The 18,488-nt window shown below is 39.7% G+C and carries 18 protein-coding genes; 8 read left to right on the plus strand and 10 right to left on the minus strand.

Annotated features, from left to right (window positions below; all coding sequences use genetic code 11):
- Positions 1–213: 213 nt before the first annotated feature.
- From CLV25_RS09315 to lepB, 7 genes are all read left to right on the plus strand, one after another.
- Complete coding sequence (locus tag CLV25_RS09315; RefSeq protein ID WP_131839381.1) at positions 214–561, plus strand: hypothetical protein; 348 nt, start codon at positions 214–216, stop codon at positions 559–561.
- A 148-nt stretch (positions 562–709) separates the two neighbouring features.
- Positions 710–2,647, plus strand: coding sequence for a threonine--tRNA ligase (gene thrS / locus CLV25_RS09320; protein WP_131839382.1), 1,938 nt, complete (start codon positions 710–712; stop codon positions 2,645–2,647).
- A 28-nt stretch (positions 2,648–2,675) separates the two neighbouring features.
- Complete coding sequence (gene infC / locus CLV25_RS09325) at positions 2,676–3,251, plus strand: translation initiation factor IF-3 (RefSeq protein WP_131839383.1); 576 nt, start codon at positions 2,676–2,678, stop codon at positions 3,249–3,251.
- 30 nt (positions 3,252–3,281) lie between these two features.
- A complete protein-coding gene (gene rpmI, locus CLV25_RS09330) occupies positions 3,282–3,476 on the plus strand; it encodes a 50S ribosomal protein L35 (RefSeq protein ID WP_131839384.1) in 195 nt (64 codons plus the stop codon).
- Between the two features lie 88 nt (positions 3,477–3,564).
- Positions 3,565–3,909, plus strand: a complete 345-nt coding sequence (gene rplT, locus CLV25_RS09335; RefSeq protein WP_131839385.1) for a 50S ribosomal protein L20 — start codon at positions 3,565–3,567, stop codon at positions 3,907–3,909.
- A gap of 179 nt (positions 3,910–4,088) precedes the next feature.
- On the plus strand, positions 4,089–4,805 hold the full coding sequence (dapB, locus tag CLV25_RS09340) for a 4-hydroxy-tetrahydrodipicolinate reductase (protein ID WP_131839386.1): 717 nt from the start codon (positions 4,089–4,091) through the stop codon (positions 4,803–4,805).
- Positions 4,806–4,831: 26 nt separating this feature from the next.
- The gene (gene lepB, locus CLV25_RS09345; RefSeq protein WP_131839387.1) at positions 4,832–6,184 is read left to right on the plus strand and encodes a signal peptidase I; all 1,353 of its coding nucleotides are present in this window, start codon (positions 4,832–4,834) and stop codon (positions 6,182–6,184) included.
- A gap of 76 nt (positions 6,185–6,260) precedes the next feature.
- On the opposite strand, the gene CLV25_RS09350 is transcribed toward lepB, so the two are convergent.
- The 7 genes from CLV25_RS09350 to nusB form a co-directional block, all read right to left on the minus strand.
- On the minus strand, positions 6,261–6,686 hold the full coding sequence (locus tag CLV25_RS09350; protein WP_131839388.1) for a DUF5606 family protein: 426 nt from the start codon (positions 6,684–6,686) through the stop codon (positions 6,261–6,263).
- Between the two features lie 43 nt (positions 6,687–6,729).
- Positions 6,730–7,443, minus strand: coding sequence for a TerB family tellurite resistance protein (locus CLV25_RS09355; RefSeq protein WP_131839389.1), 714 nt, complete (start codon positions 7,441–7,443; stop codon positions 6,730–6,732).
- 9 nt (positions 7,444–7,452) lie between these two features.
- Positions 7,453–8,034, minus strand: a complete 582-nt coding sequence (gene coaE / locus CLV25_RS09360) for a dephospho-CoA kinase (RefSeq protein WP_131839390.1) — start codon at positions 8,032–8,034, stop codon at positions 7,453–7,455.
- The gene (locus CLV25_RS09365; RefSeq protein WP_131839391.1) at positions 8,031–9,026 is read right to left on the minus strand and encodes a YbbR-like domain-containing protein; all 996 of its coding nucleotides are present in this window, start codon (positions 9,024–9,026) and stop codon (positions 8,031–8,033) included. Before CLV25_RS09365 ends, coaE begins: the two co-directional genes overlap by 4 nt.
- Positions 9,027–9,180: 154 nt before the next feature.
- Positions 9,181–9,498 carry a preprotein translocase subunit YajC gene (yajC, locus tag CLV25_RS09370; protein ID WP_131839392.1) on the minus strand — a complete coding sequence of 106 codons (318 nt, stop codon included), beginning with the start codon at positions 9,496–9,498 and terminating at the stop codon, positions 9,181–9,183.
- Positions 9,499–9,511: 13 nt separating this feature from the next.
- Positions 9,512–9,931 (minus strand): DUF1573 domain-containing protein, encoded by a 420-nt coding sequence (locus CLV25_RS09375; RefSeq protein ID WP_131839393.1) that lies wholly within the window; start codon positions 9,929–9,931, stop codon positions 9,512–9,514.
- Positions 9,932–9,936: 5 nt separating this feature from the next.
- Entirely contained in the window at positions 9,937–10,905 is a 969-nt protein-coding gene (gene nusB / locus CLV25_RS09380; RefSeq protein WP_131839394.1) for a transcription antitermination factor NusB, read from the minus strand.
- A 213-nt stretch (positions 10,906–11,118) separates the two neighbouring features.
- Here nusB and CLV25_RS09385 point away from each other — a divergent pair, with 213 nt between their 5' ends.
- Positions 11,119–11,499 (plus strand): DUF3276 family protein, encoded by a 381-nt coding sequence (locus CLV25_RS09385; RefSeq protein WP_243649619.1) that lies wholly within the window; start codon positions 11,119–11,121, stop codon positions 11,497–11,499.
- 152 nt (positions 11,500–11,651) lie between these two features.
- Here CLV25_RS09385 and CLV25_RS09390 read toward each other — a convergent pair whose 3' ends face one another.
- The 3 genes from CLV25_RS09390 to ftcD all read right to left on the minus strand — a co-directional run bounded on the left by CLV25_RS09390 (position 11,652) and on the right by ftcD (position 18,487).
- On the minus strand, positions 11,652–13,232 hold the full coding sequence (locus CLV25_RS09390) for a SusD/RagB family nutrient-binding outer membrane lipoprotein (protein ID WP_131839395.1): 1,581 nt from the start codon (positions 13,230–13,232) through the stop codon (positions 11,652–11,654).
- A gap of 16 nt (positions 13,233–13,248) precedes the next feature.
- Positions 13,249–16,587, minus strand: coding sequence for a SusC/RagA family TonB-linked outer membrane protein (locus CLV25_RS09395; protein WP_131839396.1), 3,339 nt, complete (start codon positions 16,585–16,587; stop codon positions 13,249–13,251).
- 211 nt (positions 16,588–16,798) lie between these two features.
- Positions 16,799–18,487 (minus strand): glutamate formimidoyltransferase, encoded by a 1,689-nt coding sequence (ftcD, locus tag CLV25_RS09400; protein ID WP_131839397.1) that lies wholly within the window; start codon positions 18,485–18,487, stop codon positions 16,799–16,801.
- Position 18,488 lies beyond the last annotated feature (1 nt).

Below are 18,488 nucleotides of genomic sequence, written 5' to 3' on the forward strand. Positions count from 1 at the left end.
AACTACTGATCAACAATGCGACTAAAACCTTTACTATATATAACAGTAGGCTTCCTAGTGCTTGCCATTTGCGGAGCTATCTTAAAATACACACTTTTTCTCCCTATAGGGAGCACCATCTTTAACTTTGGCATGTCCTGCACTCAAGTGCTCGGACTGATACTTATAGTTATTAATGGCACGCTCGTAACCAACAGTAAAATGGTTCGGCAAATGGGGCTCCTTGCCCTGCTTCCTCTAGCGGGCTACTTTATACAATGGTATAGCAACTCGATTGGGACATCGTTGCAGCTGCTAGGCCTTCTACTCATCCTTGCAGTCTATGCCAAAACGTTCCTCTCGAAACCAACAAAAGAGGTACTCGACTACCTAAAATTGATATGGATTTCATCAAAAGTTACTACATCATTTCTCATGGTAACCCTATTTAGCGCAGCTGCCATTGTTGGCCAAATAGCCAACATCCTATTCTACACCATGCTTATCTACTTTATTTGGATTTCTTTATCCGAAAAAACTTCAGAGGATACTCCAAACAACGAGCAAGAGGCAATAAGCTAACACCCGCGCGCACTCCCTTGTGGCAATTTCTTTTAAGGCAAATTATGAAGGTATTGCATGGCAACACCTCAATTAAATGGGCATTCCCCTTTCTACAAGGTAAAAATCAAATATATTTGTAGGTTCAAAGTGTAAATGTTAAAAGAGTATGATAAAAATTACCTTTCCTGACAACACTGTCAAGGAATATCCTGTTGGAAGTACCAGCTTGGATATAGCAAAATCGATCAGCCCACGCTTGGCTCAAGATGTACTAGCGGCAACCGTTAATGGACAAGTTTGGGATCTGACGCGCCCAATAACGACCGACTCTACATTGAAGCTTCACAAGTGGGATGATGCTGAAGGTAAACATGCCTTTTGGCATTCATCGGCACACCTTATGGCCGAAGCACTCGAGGCCATTTACCCAGGCATCAAACTAGCCATTGGACCTAGCATCGAGAACGGCTTCTACTACGATGTTGACCTTGAAGGACATCAAATCATTGAGGCTGAACTAGCGAAGATCGAAGAGAAAATGCTCGAGTTGGCCAGAACCAAATCGCCATTCGTGCGCACCGAAGTTTCGAAAGACGAAGCACTAAAAACATATACCGAAAAGGGCGACCCTTACAAGGTTGAACTTATTCAGGATCTTACCGATGGAACGATCACGTTCTACACTCAAGGTAATTTTACCGACCTTTGCCGTGGACCACACCTTCCCGACACAAGCTCAATTAAGGCCGTAAAGCTTACCAATATTGCAGGAGCCTACTGGCGCGGAAACGAGAAGAACAAGATGCTTACCCGCATCTACGGCATCACCTTCCCTCAAAAGAAGCTGCTTGACGAGTATCTAGTAATGCTCGAAGAGGCTAAGAAGCGCGACCACCGTAAGCTTGGTAAAGAGTTAGAACTATTTACCTTCTCGCAACGCGTGGGCCAAGGGTTACCTCTATGGCTTCCAAAGGGTGCAGAGCTACGCTCTCGTCTTGAGGACTTCCTTAAAAAAATACAGAAAAAGTATGGTTACCAGCAGGTAATCACCCCACATATCGGACAAAAGGATCTTTACGTAACCTCAGGACACTACGCTAAGTATGGCAAGGACTCGTTCCAGCCTATTCACACTCCCGATGAGACTGAAGAATTCCTACTTAAGCCAATGAACTGTCCTCACCACTGTGAAATTTACAAGGCTAAACCACGTTCGTACAAGGATCTTCCTCTACGCTTGGCTGAGTTTGGAACCGTTTACCGCTACGAGCAAAGCGGCGAACTTCATGGATTGACAAGGGTAAGAGGCTTTACCCAAGACGACGCTCACCTTTTCTGCCGTCCCGACCAGCTGAAGGATGAGTTTATGAAGGTTATCGACATCGTACTTTACATCTTCAAAACCCTTGACTTTAAAGATTACACTGCTCAAATTTCGCTTCGCGACAAGGTAAACCGCGAGAAGTATATCGGAACGGAAGAGAACTGGGAAAAGGCAGAACAAGCCATTATTGAAGCAGCCGCAGAAAAAGGGCTTAATACTGTAGTAGAATATGGTGAGGCTGCTTTCTACGGCCCAAAACTCGACTTCATGGTTAAGGATGCTATTGGCCGCAAGTGGCAGCTAGGAACCATTCAGGTAGACTACAACCTTCCTGAGCGTTTCGACCTCGAGTATATTGGAAGCGATGATAAGCGCCACCGCCCAATCATGATTCATCGTGCACCATTTGGTTCGATGGAACGTTTTGTGGCAGTATTACTTGAACATACTAGCGGAAAATTCCCTCTTTGGCTTACCCCAGAGCAGGTGGTAATACTTCCAATCAGCGAAAAGTATAACGAATACGCGGAAAATGTTTTAAATTTGCTGAATAATTCCGATATTCGTGCCGTTTTAGACGACCGTAACGAAAAGATTGGCAAGAAGATTCGCGACAACGAGTTGAAAAGAATCCCATACCTTTTGGTCGTGGGAGAAAAAGAAGCAGAAACCCAAACCGTTGCAGTACGCAAGCAAGGCGAAGGCGACAAGGGTTCTATGACAATCGAACAATTCGCATCGCTTATTAAAGCGGAAGTTGAGAATCAAATTGCCGGTTAATTAAGAACCAATAATAGGAGATTAAACTATTAGCGCACTACAAAGACCAGGAAAAGTCCCCTTCAAGTCACAAGGCAAAGATAAAGAAGAGGGCCACAAGATCAACGAAGCGATTACTGCAAGGCAGGTTCGTCTCGTTGGCGACAACATTGAAAATCCAGGGGTCTTCTCTATAGCCGACGCTCGCAAATTGGCTAACGAGTTAGATCTTGATTTGGTTGAGATTTCGCCTAACGCAGATCCACCGGTGTGTCGCATTATCGACTACCAAAAGTTTTTGTACCAACAAAAGAAAAAACAGAAGGAGATCAAGGCAAAAGCAGCCAAGGTTGTTGTTAAAGAAATCCGATTCGGTCCAAACACCGATGACCACGACTTTAACTTTAAACTTAAGCATGCCGAAAACTTCCTAAAGGAAGGCTCGAAGGTTAAAGCTTTTGTATTCTTCAAAGGACGCTCTATCCTGTTCAAGGAACAGGGTGAAATTTTACTCCTTCGTTTTGCGCAAGAATTGGAAGAGGTTGGCAAAGTTGAGCAAATGCCAAAGCTCGAAGGTAAGCGTATGATTATGTTTATCGCTCCTAAGGTTGCCAAGAAAAAGTAATTAGTTTTAACCCTTAAATAGTTAGTTCTCATGCCAAAGATGAAAACAAACGCTGGTGCTAAGAAGAGATTTCAACTCACCGGCACCGGAAAAATCAAAAGAAAGCACGCTTTCAAACGTCACATCCTTACCAAGAAGGACACTAAGCGTAAGCGCAATCTTACACACATCGGTTTGGTTCACCCAGCTGATATGAACAACATCAAGCTTCTGCTTGTACTTTAATTGTAAGATTTTTTATTAACAAACCGAATGAATTAGCACCTAAAGTGTCGTTGAATCGGCCGCTATCAATTCGTAAACATTTACTACTATGCCAAGATCAGTCAATTCAGTAGCTTCAAGAGCTAGAAGAAAGAAAATCTTAAAGCGTACCAAAGGTCAATTTGGTGCAAGAAAAAATGTTTGGACAGTTGCGAAAAACTCGTGGGAAAAGGGTCAAACCTATGCATACCGCGACCGTAAGGCTAAAAAACGCAGCTTCCGCGCACTTTGGATCGTGAGAATTAACGCAGCAGCTCGTATGCACGGATTCAGCTACTCTGAGTTCATGGGCAAAATTAAGAAGAGCGGTGTTGCTCTAAACCGTAAGGTTTTAGCAGACCTAGCTCTAAATCACCCAACTGCTTTCGATGCTATCGTTGCAACATTGAAGTAGAGTTAAAACTAAGATAGGAGAAGGAGGCTTAATAGCCTCCTTTCTCTTTTTAGGCCTTGTAAATTATCGTAATAATAAAGATGGATTTAGCTATTGTATCCAAAACTAAGCGCCAGTTTAGTATATTTGAGCAATAATAATATTCGCATTGCGTTAACAGTTATATCAACAAAGAAACCATGAGAATCGCTCTTGTCGGATACGGAAAGATGGGCAAGGAAATCGAGAAAATTGCCAAAGAAAGAGGTCATTGTATTTCTATTATCATAGATCAGGACAATTCGGAGGATATGAACTCCACCTCTTTTAAACAGGCCGATGTTGCAATCGAATTTACCAATCCATACTCCGCGCTCAACAATATTAATTGCTGTATCAACTCAGGGGTTCCTGTCGTTTGTGGATCCACAGGGTGGCTAGATCATCTCCCCGAAATATCGGAATACGTAAAAGCCCAAAACGGAGCGCTTTTCTATGCTTCAAACTTTAGCCTAGGCGTGAACATTTTTTTCAAAGTAAACCAACATCTAGCCTCAATAATGTCGAAGTTTAACGACTACTCCGTAGAAGTTGAAGAGTGGCATCACAACCAAAAGTTGGACTCACCTAGCGGAACTGCAATTACAGCCGCCGAAGGTATACTAGAAAGCTACACTAACAAAAACGGCTGGATAAACCAATCGGTAAACGACAGCAACAAGCTAGGCATTATTTCGATCCGAAAAGGAGAAATACCAGGTACGCACACGGTGACCTACGATTCTCCTGTTGATAAAATAGTACTAACCCACGAAGCAAAGAGTCGTGAAGGTTTTGCCCTAGGAGCAGTTCTTGCCGCAGAATTCTTAGCTGGCAAAACTGGTGTATATACTATGAGCGATCTACTTGCCTTATAAGAGAAACAACACAAATCACCCATTATATGAAGAAAATAAAAGAATTTTTCTCGAACAAATGGTTTAAATTTGGATACATCACCACAGCCTATCTCCTTTTTACTATTTGGCTAAAAAACCCTTGGCTCATACTAGGCGTTATTGTTATCTACGATATGTATATTTCTAAAAAGGTTAACTGGACCTTTTGGAAGCCTAGAAATTACAAGCAAAGTGGGAAAAGAAATGCCCTAATAGAATGGATTGATGCTATTGTTTTTGCAGTAATTGCAGCCTCAATAATTCGCATCTTTTTTATCGAGGCATACGTCATTCCATCTCCATCTATGGAAAAAACATTGCTTGTAGGCGATTACCTTTTCGTGAGCAAGACAGCCTATGGGCCTAGAGTCCCAAATACACCCTTGTCTTTTCCATTTGTCCACCACTCGCTCCCATTTTCAAACAACCAGACGAAGTCTTTCTTAACATGGATACAGTGGCCCTACAAACGTCTAGCCGGCTTCGGAGATGTTAAACGAAACGATGTCGTTGTTTTCAACTTTCCAGAAGGAGACACCGTCATTCTTCAGAATCAAGAGAACAGCTACTACAGGATAGTCAGAGAACAAGGTCGTGATTTTGTGTGGAACAACAACGATATAACCGTTCGCCCCATAGACAAAAAAGAAAACTACATAAAAAGATGTGTTGCTATTGGTGGTGACTACCTTCAGGTAAAAAGTGGCCAACTTTTCATAAATGGAAAACCATCTGAACTGTTTAAGGGACAGCAAAGCTCGTTTATAGTTCAAACAAACGGGAGCCCTATAAATCCATCTGTTTTCGAAAATTTAGGCATAGGATCAGAAGACTACCAATACATTCCTGAACAAACGGCCTACTACATTAGAACAACTCTCGAAAACATCAATAAAATTAAAGCAGTAGAAAATATCGTTTTTGTAACAGAGACAATTAATACAGATTACAATCAGTCTCAAATAGACATATTCCCCCACCACAAGTCATTTAAGTGGACAGAAGACAACTTCGGTCCGCTTTGGGTGCCTAAGAAAGGCGCAACCATAAAACTTTCTATTGAAAACATCCCATTGTACCAGCGCGTTATTGCTGTTTACGAGAATAACAAGCTAGAAGTAAAAAGCGATTCAATCATATATATAAACGGAAAGTTAAGTAAAACCTACACCTTCAAAATGAACTACTACTTCATGATGGGGGATAACAGGCACAACTCTGCAGACTCACGTTACTGGGGCTTTGTTCCAGAAGATCATATTGTAGGAAAAGCATCGTTTATATGGTTCTCCGTTGATGGACAGAAAGGAATACTTAGCGGTATCAGATGGAGTCGTCTATTTAGAGGAATTCACTGACATTAAAAGAGAAATAAAAAAAGAAAGGCTGTTAACATTAACAGCCTTTCTTTTTTCTTACAGGACGATATTGTAATTACGCCTTATCATCTGCTGCCTCTTCGGTCTCTTCAGGATCAAACTCTAGCATGTCATTCTTTTGAAGAATATTGTACCAAGAGAAGAGTTTTTTCATATCAGAAGCATAAACACGATCTCGATCATAGTTTGGAAGAACCTCTTCCATTGCCTTTTTAAGCTGATCGTTAGTAGCCTTTTTAGCATCAAGGGTGGGACCGCCACTCATCTTCTCCTTAATATTAAGAAGAACCTGACGAAGTGCAACCTCTTCATCATCTGTATAAATAGCAATTTCGCCCAAAGCGCTCACCTTTGCTGAAGCAGGAATGTTTGCACGTTTCTTATCTTCAAGCGACTCTACGATAATTCCATTTCTACCTTGAGCGACATACTGATAAAGTCCTGGATATCCGGCTATTGCCAAAATCTTCCTTAAATCCATATTGCTTATTGTTTGTTATCTGAACTCGTGCAAATATAAGAAATTATGCCATACCTCTGACTTTCTTTATCTTGTCATACGACTCATTAACCTGCTTTATCCGTTCGGTTGCAGACTTCTGCACATCAGCACCTAAGTGGGCTACCTTATCAGGATGGTACTTTATAGCAGCCGCCCTATAAGCGCGCTTAACCTCCTCGTCTGACACCGTTGGTAAAACTTCAAGCACAGCGTAGGCAGAGTTGATATCTTCGTAGTACATTCCCTTGGTCGAAGCCATATCTACACCAGAAATCCCCATTGCATATGCAATCTGCTCTATTACTACAAGTTCTTTCTCATCCAAAACACCATCGGCCTTCCCTATTCCATAAAGGAAATGCAGAAGCTGTAAGCGCGTATTATAGTCTAGATTATCACCTATTTGACGTCCAACCTCATTTAGCGGTATTTCCTTTTGCAGAATATCCCTTAAGAGCAGCATGGCATCCTTGGTCGCTTCAACACCAAAATTTTTTACAAAAAAATCTTTCACATAATCAAGTTCTGATTTTTTCACTGTTCCATCAGCCTTCATAACTGCACCTACTAGCACAATTAGGGCAACCCTAAATCCCTCCTGTGGATTTTGAGTTCGAGACGGAGATATTACATCTCCCTTTTCAATTAAAGTACCAACGGCATAGCCTATTATTGCGCCAATTGGGCCTCCCAGCCAAAAACCTAAGCCTCCGGCAATCCATCTTCCGTAACGCATATAAACCTCCTAAATATTCATCAACTTATTATTAAGCATAATAATCTGAGGGATAATAGCACAATTCCCGTCGTTACAAATCGTCCAATTCGCAAGATTGGAACGTTCATCATCGCTCATTTGATTATTAACTCTGCTTAGAACATCCATTTTATTAATACCATCTCGAGCAACAACGCGCTGAATACGAATATCCAAAGGTGCATTAACATTTATGGAAAAATCAACCTGCTCGTAAAGGCCACTTTCAAAAAGTATGGCCGACTCGTTAATCACGTAGTGATAGTTTATTTTTTGCTTTTTCCAGTTCTCGAATCGGGAACGAATTGCAGGGTGAACTATCTCATTTAACTTCACAAGTTCATCTGGTTTTTCAAAAACAATAGCAGCAAGTCTTTTTCTATCAATCTTACCATCTGCTATAATGCTATTTCCAAACGTGTTGACAACCTTTTCAACAACATCTGGTTCTTCTAACAACAAACGACCTTCCTTATCCGATTCAAAAACAGGCACGCCTAGCACCTCAAATATTTTAGAAGCGGTTGATTTCCCTGATCCTATACCACCTGTTAGTCCAACGATAATCATTGCTTTTGCCTATATATTTCGATATACTCAGGTTCAATTCTGACATGACTCACAAACGAAGGAAATGAATCTAACTTCACTTTTACATGATTCGAAAATGAAGATCTTTCGTCAAAACGAGTACTAAGCTTAAAAAGAGATGGCTGAATTTTTCCATAATCCCTTAAAGCGACTCTAAATGACACTTCAGCATGAGAAGGGATTAGAAGAATAGAGGTAGAATCTTCATTGTTAATGGTAATAGGAAGTTTTAGCGTACGCTCCGTAAACTTTGCTACATCAACAGTGTAAATTACCTCTCTTTGATCTGTTACAACATTTTTTTCTTCTAACAATGCCACAACACCTCTTGTTGACTCATTTAATGCATCTCCAACAATTGTAGCAGTACGCACATATTTTTTATTTCTAATAACACTCTCAGGACCACTTACAAGCACGCTATCTGGTGTCAATTTTATTCCACCAATCTGCATATACTGCTCTTCAAAAGTAAACTTAGAACTTGCAACTACGGGAACTCTTTTGGTATAAGGTGTAGAAAAATGAAAGAATAGAGTATCTGGAATAATATTCTCTATCTTCATATTAGTAGGCAGTTGTGTTGAAAGGTTTGATTTAAGGGAGTTTGTAAGAATGAAGTAATTTCCTTTGGATCCATAGTAACGATGCAAACGATACGACGAAATATCAACTGTAAAAGGAGAAAACGTTGACCCCAACTTATATCGTAGAATAGTATACCCCTTAGTCTTAACCTGAATCTTAAGAACAGGAGTTCCTTCGTCAACCAGCATCTTATCCGTTTCGTTATATACTACTTTTGCAGGCATTTTAAGATCAATAAGGTAATCCCCCCCAAGCTTATTAAAGTACCAAATAATGCTAGAGAACAAGAGAAAGAAGCAGAAAAGAACGACTTTCCCATTAATACGAATTCTTCGCTTCCATCCAACTATATCAGAAAAACCTTCAAAAAAATGAGTTTTCATCAAAACAAGAATGCTTAATTGGCAAAACGTTACCGTCAAACAACCTTAACACCTGCACTCATCGGCGAATTGTAGATATCATACACCTATAAGCAAAAAGGCTTTCTTTTTCATCGGGAATGAAATTCGAAAGCCTTTTAATTTAAGCTAATAACTAGCGTGTTTGAGCGTCGCTCATATCCTTAAGGATAGCCGATTTATCCATTTTAATGCGAACATCGCCACCTACATCAACAGTAACATACTGTTCAGTAATGTCTACTATTTTTCCGTAAATACCTCCAATTGTAACAATTTTATCACCCTTTTGGAGATTGCTGCGAAACTTAGCGAGCTCCTTTTGCTTTTTTTGCTGAGGGCGAATCATAAAAAAGTACATCACAACAATGATGAGAACCATCATTATAAGCATGCTCAAACCGCCACCTTGAGGCTGAGCCGCTTGTAAAAGAACAGTTGAAAAGTTTGTCATTCCTGGGTTTTATTTATTTAAAATTATCCACAATTCCAGTAAGCGTAACCGTTACATAATCGGGTACTCCATTTGTTTTAAACGTAATCGATTTTTGCTGGGTTCCATTCCATCCCTCAGAATCAAAGGTAACCTCAACAGTTCGTTTCTCTCCAGGTTTCACCGGCGTATTATCATACTTTGGCGTTGCACATCCGCACGATGGCAGTGCTTCGTAAATAACCAAATCGGCACTTCCTGCATTTTCAAAGGTATAAAAAAGCACGACTTTTTCGCCTTGTTTTACCACCCCAAAATCTACCGATTCTTCAGCAAAACGCATAACTGGCTGTTTTTTAACACCAGACATTTGTCGCCCATCTTTGCTTTTATCAGCAGCACCACAACCGCACAAAACAAATAATCCCAAAATAATTGGTAACAAACGCTTCATTCGATCTATTCTTCCGGAATAATACTTAGAGGATCAATTAGCCCTAGACCTTTCTTCTCAATAACCTTCTTCTCTGTAAGGTCTTTCACTATTTTATCAAGAACCCCATTTATAAAAACACTACTATTAGGGGTACTGTAGTACTTTGCGATATCAATATACTCGTTCAAGGTTATATTAACTGGAATGTCTTTAAAATCAATCAATTCAGCAATAGCCTCAACAAGTATTAGAATGTCCATGTAAGCAATTCGATCAACGTCCCAGTTTTTGGTATACTCGTCAACAATTTCGCGATATTGAACATGATTAACAGTAGCCTTTCTAAACAAACGTTTGGCAAATTCAACATCCGACTCATCTTTATACAAAGGAAGCAATCCTTTATACGAAGGCTGATCTTCTCTAAACTTAGCAATAGTTCTCACAATCATACCAAGCACAAACTCCACCTCATCGATCCAATAGATGCTCTGATCTTCAACAATTTGATACAAATCATCAAAATCCTCGATCTCATTGGTGAAAAAGTTGATAGCCAAAGACTGATCCTGCTCAAAAGATCGACCAGCATCATTCATATAGTCAATATAATACTGGCTTGACACTAACCGAGTATACAACTTCTTTACCAGTTCAGGGTAGCACTCCCAAGAAAGCTTATTTTGATAAAGTCGCTTAGCAAGCTGTTCGTTTTTTCGTAAAATATCAACGACTTTATTGTCAACAAACTTTGTATTGGGCTTTTTTTCTTCAGGAGTCGGCCTAAATTTTTGTTTTCCAATTTCAATTCGATTCTGGGCAAAATCTGCTACTTCTACAAAAAGCTGCATCAAAAAGTGGTAAAGATCATAGGTTTTCTCAATACTCAGGAAAAGTTCCTTTTCCGATCCACTAATTGTTTTGTCTCCACCCTTAAAATGACCATAAAGAGCTTTTAAAACCTTAATTCGAAGTAGTCTTCTGCTTACCATAATAATAAAGAACGTTGTATTTGAATTTGGCGTAAAGGTATGGTTTTGATAACGGTTTAACAAACCTCTTTAAAAAAAATAAGGGAACAAGATTCTAAGCAACACAATAGAGGAATAAAGACCAAAAATAACACGAATCTCAGCATTAACCTGTTTTAACATACATTATTTTTGCTAAATTTGTCTTGTGTTGAATTAAAAAATGAGGGAATCATGATGGAGTACGATTTGCAAGAGAAAGAACACCCTATAGGTAAAGCAGAAGAGATTTATTCAGACTCGTTTAGAGCTGGCAAGCGCACCTACTTCTTTGATGTTAAAGCCACGAAGTATTCAGAATACTATATAACAATAACCGAAAGTAAAAGAAAACTCCAAAAAAACGGGAAATCCCTATACGAGAAACACCAAATTTATCTTTTCAAAGAAGATTTTGAAAAATTCACACACGCATTAAATTGTGCATTAAGCCATATCAAGCAAAACCAACCTGAAATAAGTACATTAAGACCATCAACACATAAAGAAGAATACAATGATGGAATTAACGAGTTATTAGTCCCTGTTTTAGACTTTGAAGACTTGGATAAATAAAAAGAATTACACAGGCTGCTTTTACCATTTCTCAAATTAAAATACAAAAGCAATGGCGATTAGATTAATCGCCATTGCTTTTTATCAACAACTAGAGAGGCCGACCTCACGGCCTGCCCCTCTTTAAACAAACTGCTATACGAAACTAAACATTACTGCTTGCCACCTCCGGCCCACCAAACTTTTACGGATAGTGCATCACCACCCATAGATGTTGCCGCAGCTTTCACATTTTCTTTATTTAAAGTATATTCAGAAATAGCGTATGAAAAACGAGCGACAATATCATTACCCGACTCAAAACCAGGAATAGGTTCAAAAGTTATGTCTCCATAGGTTTTTTCACCAGGCTTTACAAGAGATTTAGGATACCCAGTTCTACGATATTCAGCCCATGCTTCATAAGCCTGAGAGTACAAGTGAATATACTTAGACGTAATAAGCATTTCTTTTTTCTTATCGGCTGCTGCTGCATTCCACTTTGCTGTTATTGCCGCTACATATGCATTCTTATCAGTAGCATTAACTTTCCACATATCTAACGAAGCATCTACCCCTTTAAGGAATGACACTGCATCATTATCTTTTACTTCACTAATCATAAAGCAAACGGTTGGATAATCAAGCAATACAGAACCAAATTCAGGCTGCAAATTAACAGGAGATAGCAAAGGTTTCTTCCCATCTGGTTTTAAATTAATAACATTTGCATTTGCAGAAACAAACGCTGCTGTTTCTGTATCATCCATGCCATATGGAACTCCGATGGTATTATTATCCATTGTTGGCCCTCTATAAATAGCCAATCGAGGATCTATAATCCCGTTAAATGGATTTACAAAACCCTTATCGCTATCATCCATTCCTTTAAGTAAGTTTACAAACTGCTTTGTTAGCGTAAAGTCATTTCTATTATCGGTAAAGAAACCAAAATAGATTGGAGCTTCATTTGGAGATCCAGAGCCAATAAAACTAAATACTGCATTGTCATCATTAGATTCAAAAACGCCATCTTCTATTGCGTTTTTAGCTTCTGCTAAATAGGCATTATCAACTTTTGAAGCACGAAGAGCAACACGTAGACGAAGTGAATTAGCAAACTTAATCCACTTATCAATATCACCTCCATAGATAATATCACCTGAAGTCCATCCGTTAGAGCAAGTCTTAAGATCTGCCGCAGCTTGCTTTAATTTAGCAACCATTCCTTTATATATATCAGATTGCTTGTCATACTTTGGTTTTGGATATTTCACAGGATCAAAAGCCTGACTATAAGGAATATCTCCAAATGAATCAGTAAGTAGTTGAAAAATCCATGTTTCCATGATATCGCATGTTGCGATCTGCATTTTATTATCTCCATAAGCAGACATACTACCCTTAGTCGCAGGATCGGTATTCAACTCCTTTATTTTTTCAAAGTTTAACATCCAAATGTATGAATTACGGAAAAATCCATTCATAACATTATCTCTAAACTGATACCGATCCTCTGAAGTATAGTTTATTTGGCACCATTGTTGACATGCAACTGCAGACTGTCGTCCAGTGTACCAAACATCGTAAAAGTTATATGCAAACTGACGAGTAGCATAGGTAAAGATGTATGGAGTTGGCGATGCATCAGACCTATTGGGGTTTGTGTTTATCTCTTCAAAGTTTGTATCGCAACCACCTATGAGAAGCGCACCCAAACTTAAAATCAGACTATATTTTAGTAACTTTTTCATATTCTCTCAATTTTAATTAAAAGTTAAAGTTTACTCCAACACCATACGTTGCAACAGATGGAAGGTAACCACCTTCTACTCCTTGTGCATTTGATCCAGCCATTTGCAGGTATTCTGGATCAAAGTGTTGTTGATCAGCAAACCAAGTTTTCAGATTTCTTCCAAAGAAAGAAACTCTCAAACCTGAGACTGGACCAGTCCACTTCTTTGGGATTGTTACACCAAAACGAACTTCACGAAGTTTCAAATAATCCGTTTTAAATATATTCTGAGTATCAGGACCAGAGTAGTGATCTCGGCTATAACGAGAACCTGCAATTGCTTTTGTGTTTTTTACAGCAACCTGAGAAGTAGTACCATCTGCATTTAGGTAAGTAATTGAACCGTCTAGTGCGTTATACTTTCCATAAACACCATCGAGAACAAGACCTCCTCCTATACTTTTTGCCCCATCTTTCCAAGTCGTCCCCTCTGTTCCATCACTATATTTATATTTAATTGCGTCACGAATATTAAACCCGTTCTCATTTATAGATGCAGACTCTGCCAGAATACCAGAATACATACCCCACATATAAGACGTATAATACATGTGACCTCCCTTCTGCATATCAAGAAGAATATTTGCATCAATTTGAATTCCATTATTAAACTTGTAGTTGAAAGAGTTGGTAACTCCTCCTGTAAAATCAGGATTAACATTTGCCAAAGGCTTAACAGCAGAAGGTAGATATCTTCCAGTTGCACTCAACACTTTTTTACCATCCTTGTCATAAACAAAATCAGTACCATATATTACAGGATAAGCCATTCCTTTGTAAGCCCCAACTTGAACTTTAAAAGGAGCATTACCAAGATTTAGATAGTCAAGTCCCTCTGCTATATCAACAACCTTATTGTCAAGTGTTGAAAGATTTACAGTAACATCCCAAGAGAAATTCTTAGTCTTTAAAGGTGTTCCACTAACCTGAAACTCCCAACCACTATTCTCCATTTTACCTGCGTTAATCCATAAACTAGCCCAACCAGTTGCTCCCGAAACCTGAATAGGAACAATCTGATTTTTTGTATCTTTCGTAAAATAAGAAACATCTACTCCAAATCTGCTCTTAAACAACTTCGCCTCAAAGCCTACTTCCCAAGACTTTGTCTCTTCAGGCTTTAGTTTTGCATTTGCGAGTTGAGTAGGTAAAGAATATCGAGGATCTGAACCAAATGGAGTTTCTGCGGCAAAGTAATTTGACAAATTGTAAGCATCAGTATCGTTTCCAACCTGAGCATATCCACCACGTAACTTTGCATAATCAATAAAACCAAAGGACTTAAAAACTTCCAATTCGCTAAGTACAAGACTTAGGTTTACAGACGGATAAAAATAACTATTGCTTCCACTTGGAAGAGTTGAAGACCAGTCATTTCTAGCTGTTAAATCAAGGTAGACAAAACGATTATAATCTAGCGTTATGTTTCCATACAAACTATTTATCCTTTTATGGTTTTTAGTGTCCCTAGAAGTTGCCTTAGATACAGAATTGGTTAAGTTATAAACTTCAGGTATAACTAAACCACCAACAGTTGTACCACCTGTAATATCATACTTACGATCATTTACAGAGGCTCCCAAAATTGAACTTAAACCTATTTTATCCTCAAGAAAACGCTTATTAATGCTAAAGAATGCTTCGCCATTTACATCATAGTTAGAACGAACATAAAGATCATAAGAAGATAAAGATTGTGAGCCTATTGCTGTACGCTCTTCTTGTTTAAGCGTATAAAAATCAACACCTAGGCGACCTGTTAGTTTTAACCATGGAGTAAAAGTAAGTGTCAAGCCCGTATTTCCGAATAGACGATCTCTACGGTCATTCTGATAGTTCATATACCTCGACCAATATGGGTTATCAGTATACTCTGGACCTGGATTATCCCAAGAACTTCTATTCCAAGAGCGTTGAGTTCCATCAGGATTTCTCCAGTTGCTCAACTCTTTATAATCCACAGAAGTATGAATCCACTGCCACATCTTTTGAACAGGATTTCGATCTCCATAACCTGTTTCTGGACGACCTGTTGCAGTATTTACAACATATGTAGCAGTTGCCCAACCTTCCAAATATTTAGAAAAATTATAACTGCCATTAAAATTAATTGTATTGCGCTTTAATTCACTATTAGGATAAATACCAGCAACGTTCATATTGGTGTATGAAATTCTAGTTGATCCCTTATCTGTAGCACCAGTAAGTTGAACGTTGTTCGTATAAGTCACTCCTGTCCTAAAGAAATATTTGTAGTCATTCTTTGGATAAACCCAAGGCTTTTCTACAAGATAGTTTTTAGTATCCCACTTATCAAAAGCATTCCAGTTAAGAACCTTAACACTTGGATCATATTTTGGCCCCCAACTCTCATCTGTAGAGTATTGAACAACCTTGTACTCTTTCCCCTCTATCTCTTCTGTTAGGAATCCGTTCTTACCCCCTTGTGCATCAGAAAAGGTAGAACCACCACCATACAACTTTTGATAAACTGGAATAATACTTGCTTTATCCCAAGTTATACTCGAATTAACAGCACCCCCCCAGTTTTGAGCGCCAGCTTTTGCCTTTTTAGTAGTAACCATAACGACACCATTAGCAGCTCGTGAACCATAAAGAGCAGTTGCAGAAGCACCCTTTAAAATAGAAATAGACTCTATGTCGTCAGAATTTAGATCTGACCCCATATTACCGTAATCGTAGCCCCCACCACCAGTAGCACCGTACGAAAAGTCTGAGTTATCGAGAGGAATACCATCAACAACAAACAAAGGTTGATTGTTTTGTGTAAGAGATGTCACTCCGCGAACTTGAATCCGTGATCCTCCACCCATTTGACCAGAAGCACCAGTAATCTGCACACCTGAAACACGCCCTGATAGTGAACTCACCACATTCTGGCTTCTTGCTTTAGCAAGTTCGTCCCCTTTTACATCAGAAACAGCATAACCTAATGCTTGCTTCGATCGAGTAATACCTAATGCAGTTACCACAACTTCGTCAATTCGCTTAGTTTCTGCAACTAACACGACATTTATAGACGTTTTACCTTCAAGCAAAACCTCTTGTGTTTTAAAGCCCACGTAACTAAACACAAGAACCTTACCAGAGGTAGGAACACTAAGAGTGTACTTCCCTTCAATATTAGTGGAAGTGCCTACACCTGATAAACCTTTAACGATTATAGTCACACCAGGAATTGGTTGACCATCTTCAGAACTTGTTACTAGACCTGAAACTTTTGTTTGCGCTAGGGCATTGGATATACCAAAGCAAACAAAAGCTGACAGCAGTAGCAGCTTTATTCGTTTCATATATTAGAATATTGGTTATACAGACGCAATATAAACATTTAATTATATTTTTATAACAAATCAAAAAAATATTTTCAGTCCACGACTCACTTTTTTTTACCAGTTACATGATTCTTGTCTTTAAATCAAAAAAATAACTACTACAACAAAAAAAAGAGACATCCTTTATCTGGATGCCTCTATTATATTGGGGGTAGTTGTGAAAAACCGGCTATTTGCTAATAACAGCCATTACCCTATTAAGAATTTCAGATTCTAACTCTAAAGCTTTTCTTAATAAAACGTTAGCTCTATTTTCTAAATCCTTCGCAAATTCGAGATCTTCAATACCTTTTGCGTTTATACAAACATTGAGGTAAGCTCCGTATACCCCCCCACGAGCAGCAATAGCGCCAACACCTGCGTCAGATACTGAATTTGGGTTACCCTTTTCTGCCATTTCGAGCATAACCTCCATCGAATTGTAGCACAACTCCATTGTTTTTAAAGGTACTTCAGCAGCATACTTGGTTGCATCCTGTATAGCCTTCTTACGCGCAGCCTTATCCTCATCTGTCTTTTTAGGAAGAGACAGTGCGTCCATAATGCGATTAAAGGCATTGGTGTCTTCATCAACCATTTTTAACAGCTGATCCATATACGCTTTACCCTTTTCTGCCACATCAGAAAACTCTTTCCATCTGTCGTCCCAACCTGGTTTATGGGCAGATAGGTTTGCAACCATTGTACCAAGGGCAGCACCCAAAGCACCCATATAAGCAGCAATAGATCCTCCACCAGGAGCCGGTGACTCTGACGCAGTTTCGTTGGCAAAGCCGGTAACGGTCATATCAACAAGCTGCTTCTTTTGATCCTTTACCATAAGCTCGATGATTTTCTTTTGCGGATCAAAAGGATAAAGCTCATCGAGCCCCATTGACTTAACGGCAATCTTGATAATTTCTTCGTCTGCGATACCGGCAGAACGCTGCTGCTTAGCAAGGAAGTACTTACCAGCATCCATGATTACGCTTGCTGGCACTAGGCCTACGATTTCGGTTCCTGTCACACGCAAGCCTCGCTCGTCGGCCCTTTTCTTTACCTCTTCGAAAGCAAGGTGAAGCGGAGTTTGGTTGATGTCAGTAATGTTCATCGATACCTGAGCAATTCCATACTCGTCGATAAACCAACCGATGGCCTTGGTACCCTTTAGGGTGCCCGGAGTCCATATTTCCTTACCGTTTTCGTCTAACTTCTTTTTCCCTGTAATAGGATTGCCCTCACGGACTGGGCGCCCTTTTTCGCGAACGTCAAACGCAATGGCATTAGCACGACGTGTAGAGGTTGTATTCAGATTAAAGTTAACGGCGATTAGGAAGTTACGTGCTCCAACTGCAGTTGCTCCTGTTTGAGGAACAAACGTTGCTGGCCCAAAATCAGGCTTCCACTCCGGTTTCGTCATCTTTTCAGGAAGAGCCTCGTACTCGCCGCTGCGACAAAAAGCCAGGTTTTGGCGTTTTGGCTCGAATGCAGCACTTTCGTAGCAGTAAATGGGGTATTGCAGCTCATCGCCCATGCGCTTGGCCAGCTTACGGGCATACTCTACAACTTCTTCCATAGTTATGTTGGCCACAGGAATAAGCGGAAGCACGTCGGTTGCACCAAAACGTGGGTGAGCGCCCTGATGCTTGCTCATATCAATAAGCTCCTTTGCCCTTTTTGCAGCCCTAAATGCGGCTTCGCAAACCTCATCGGGTGTTCCTACAAAGGTTACTACCGTACGGTTGGTGGCCTTCCCAGGGTCAACGTCAAGCAGCTTAACGCCTTCTACAGATTCAATTTCGTCGGTGATCTGCTTAATTATGCCCATATCGTTCCCCTCGGAGAAGTTGGGAACGCACTCAATCAGCTTTAGGTTCATA

Origin of the sequence: Acetobacteroides hydrogenigenes, assembly GCF_004340205.1 — a bacterium.
GTDB lineage: Bacteria > Bacteroidota > Bacteroidia > Bacteroidales > ZOR0009 > Acetobacteroides > Acetobacteroides hydrogenigenes.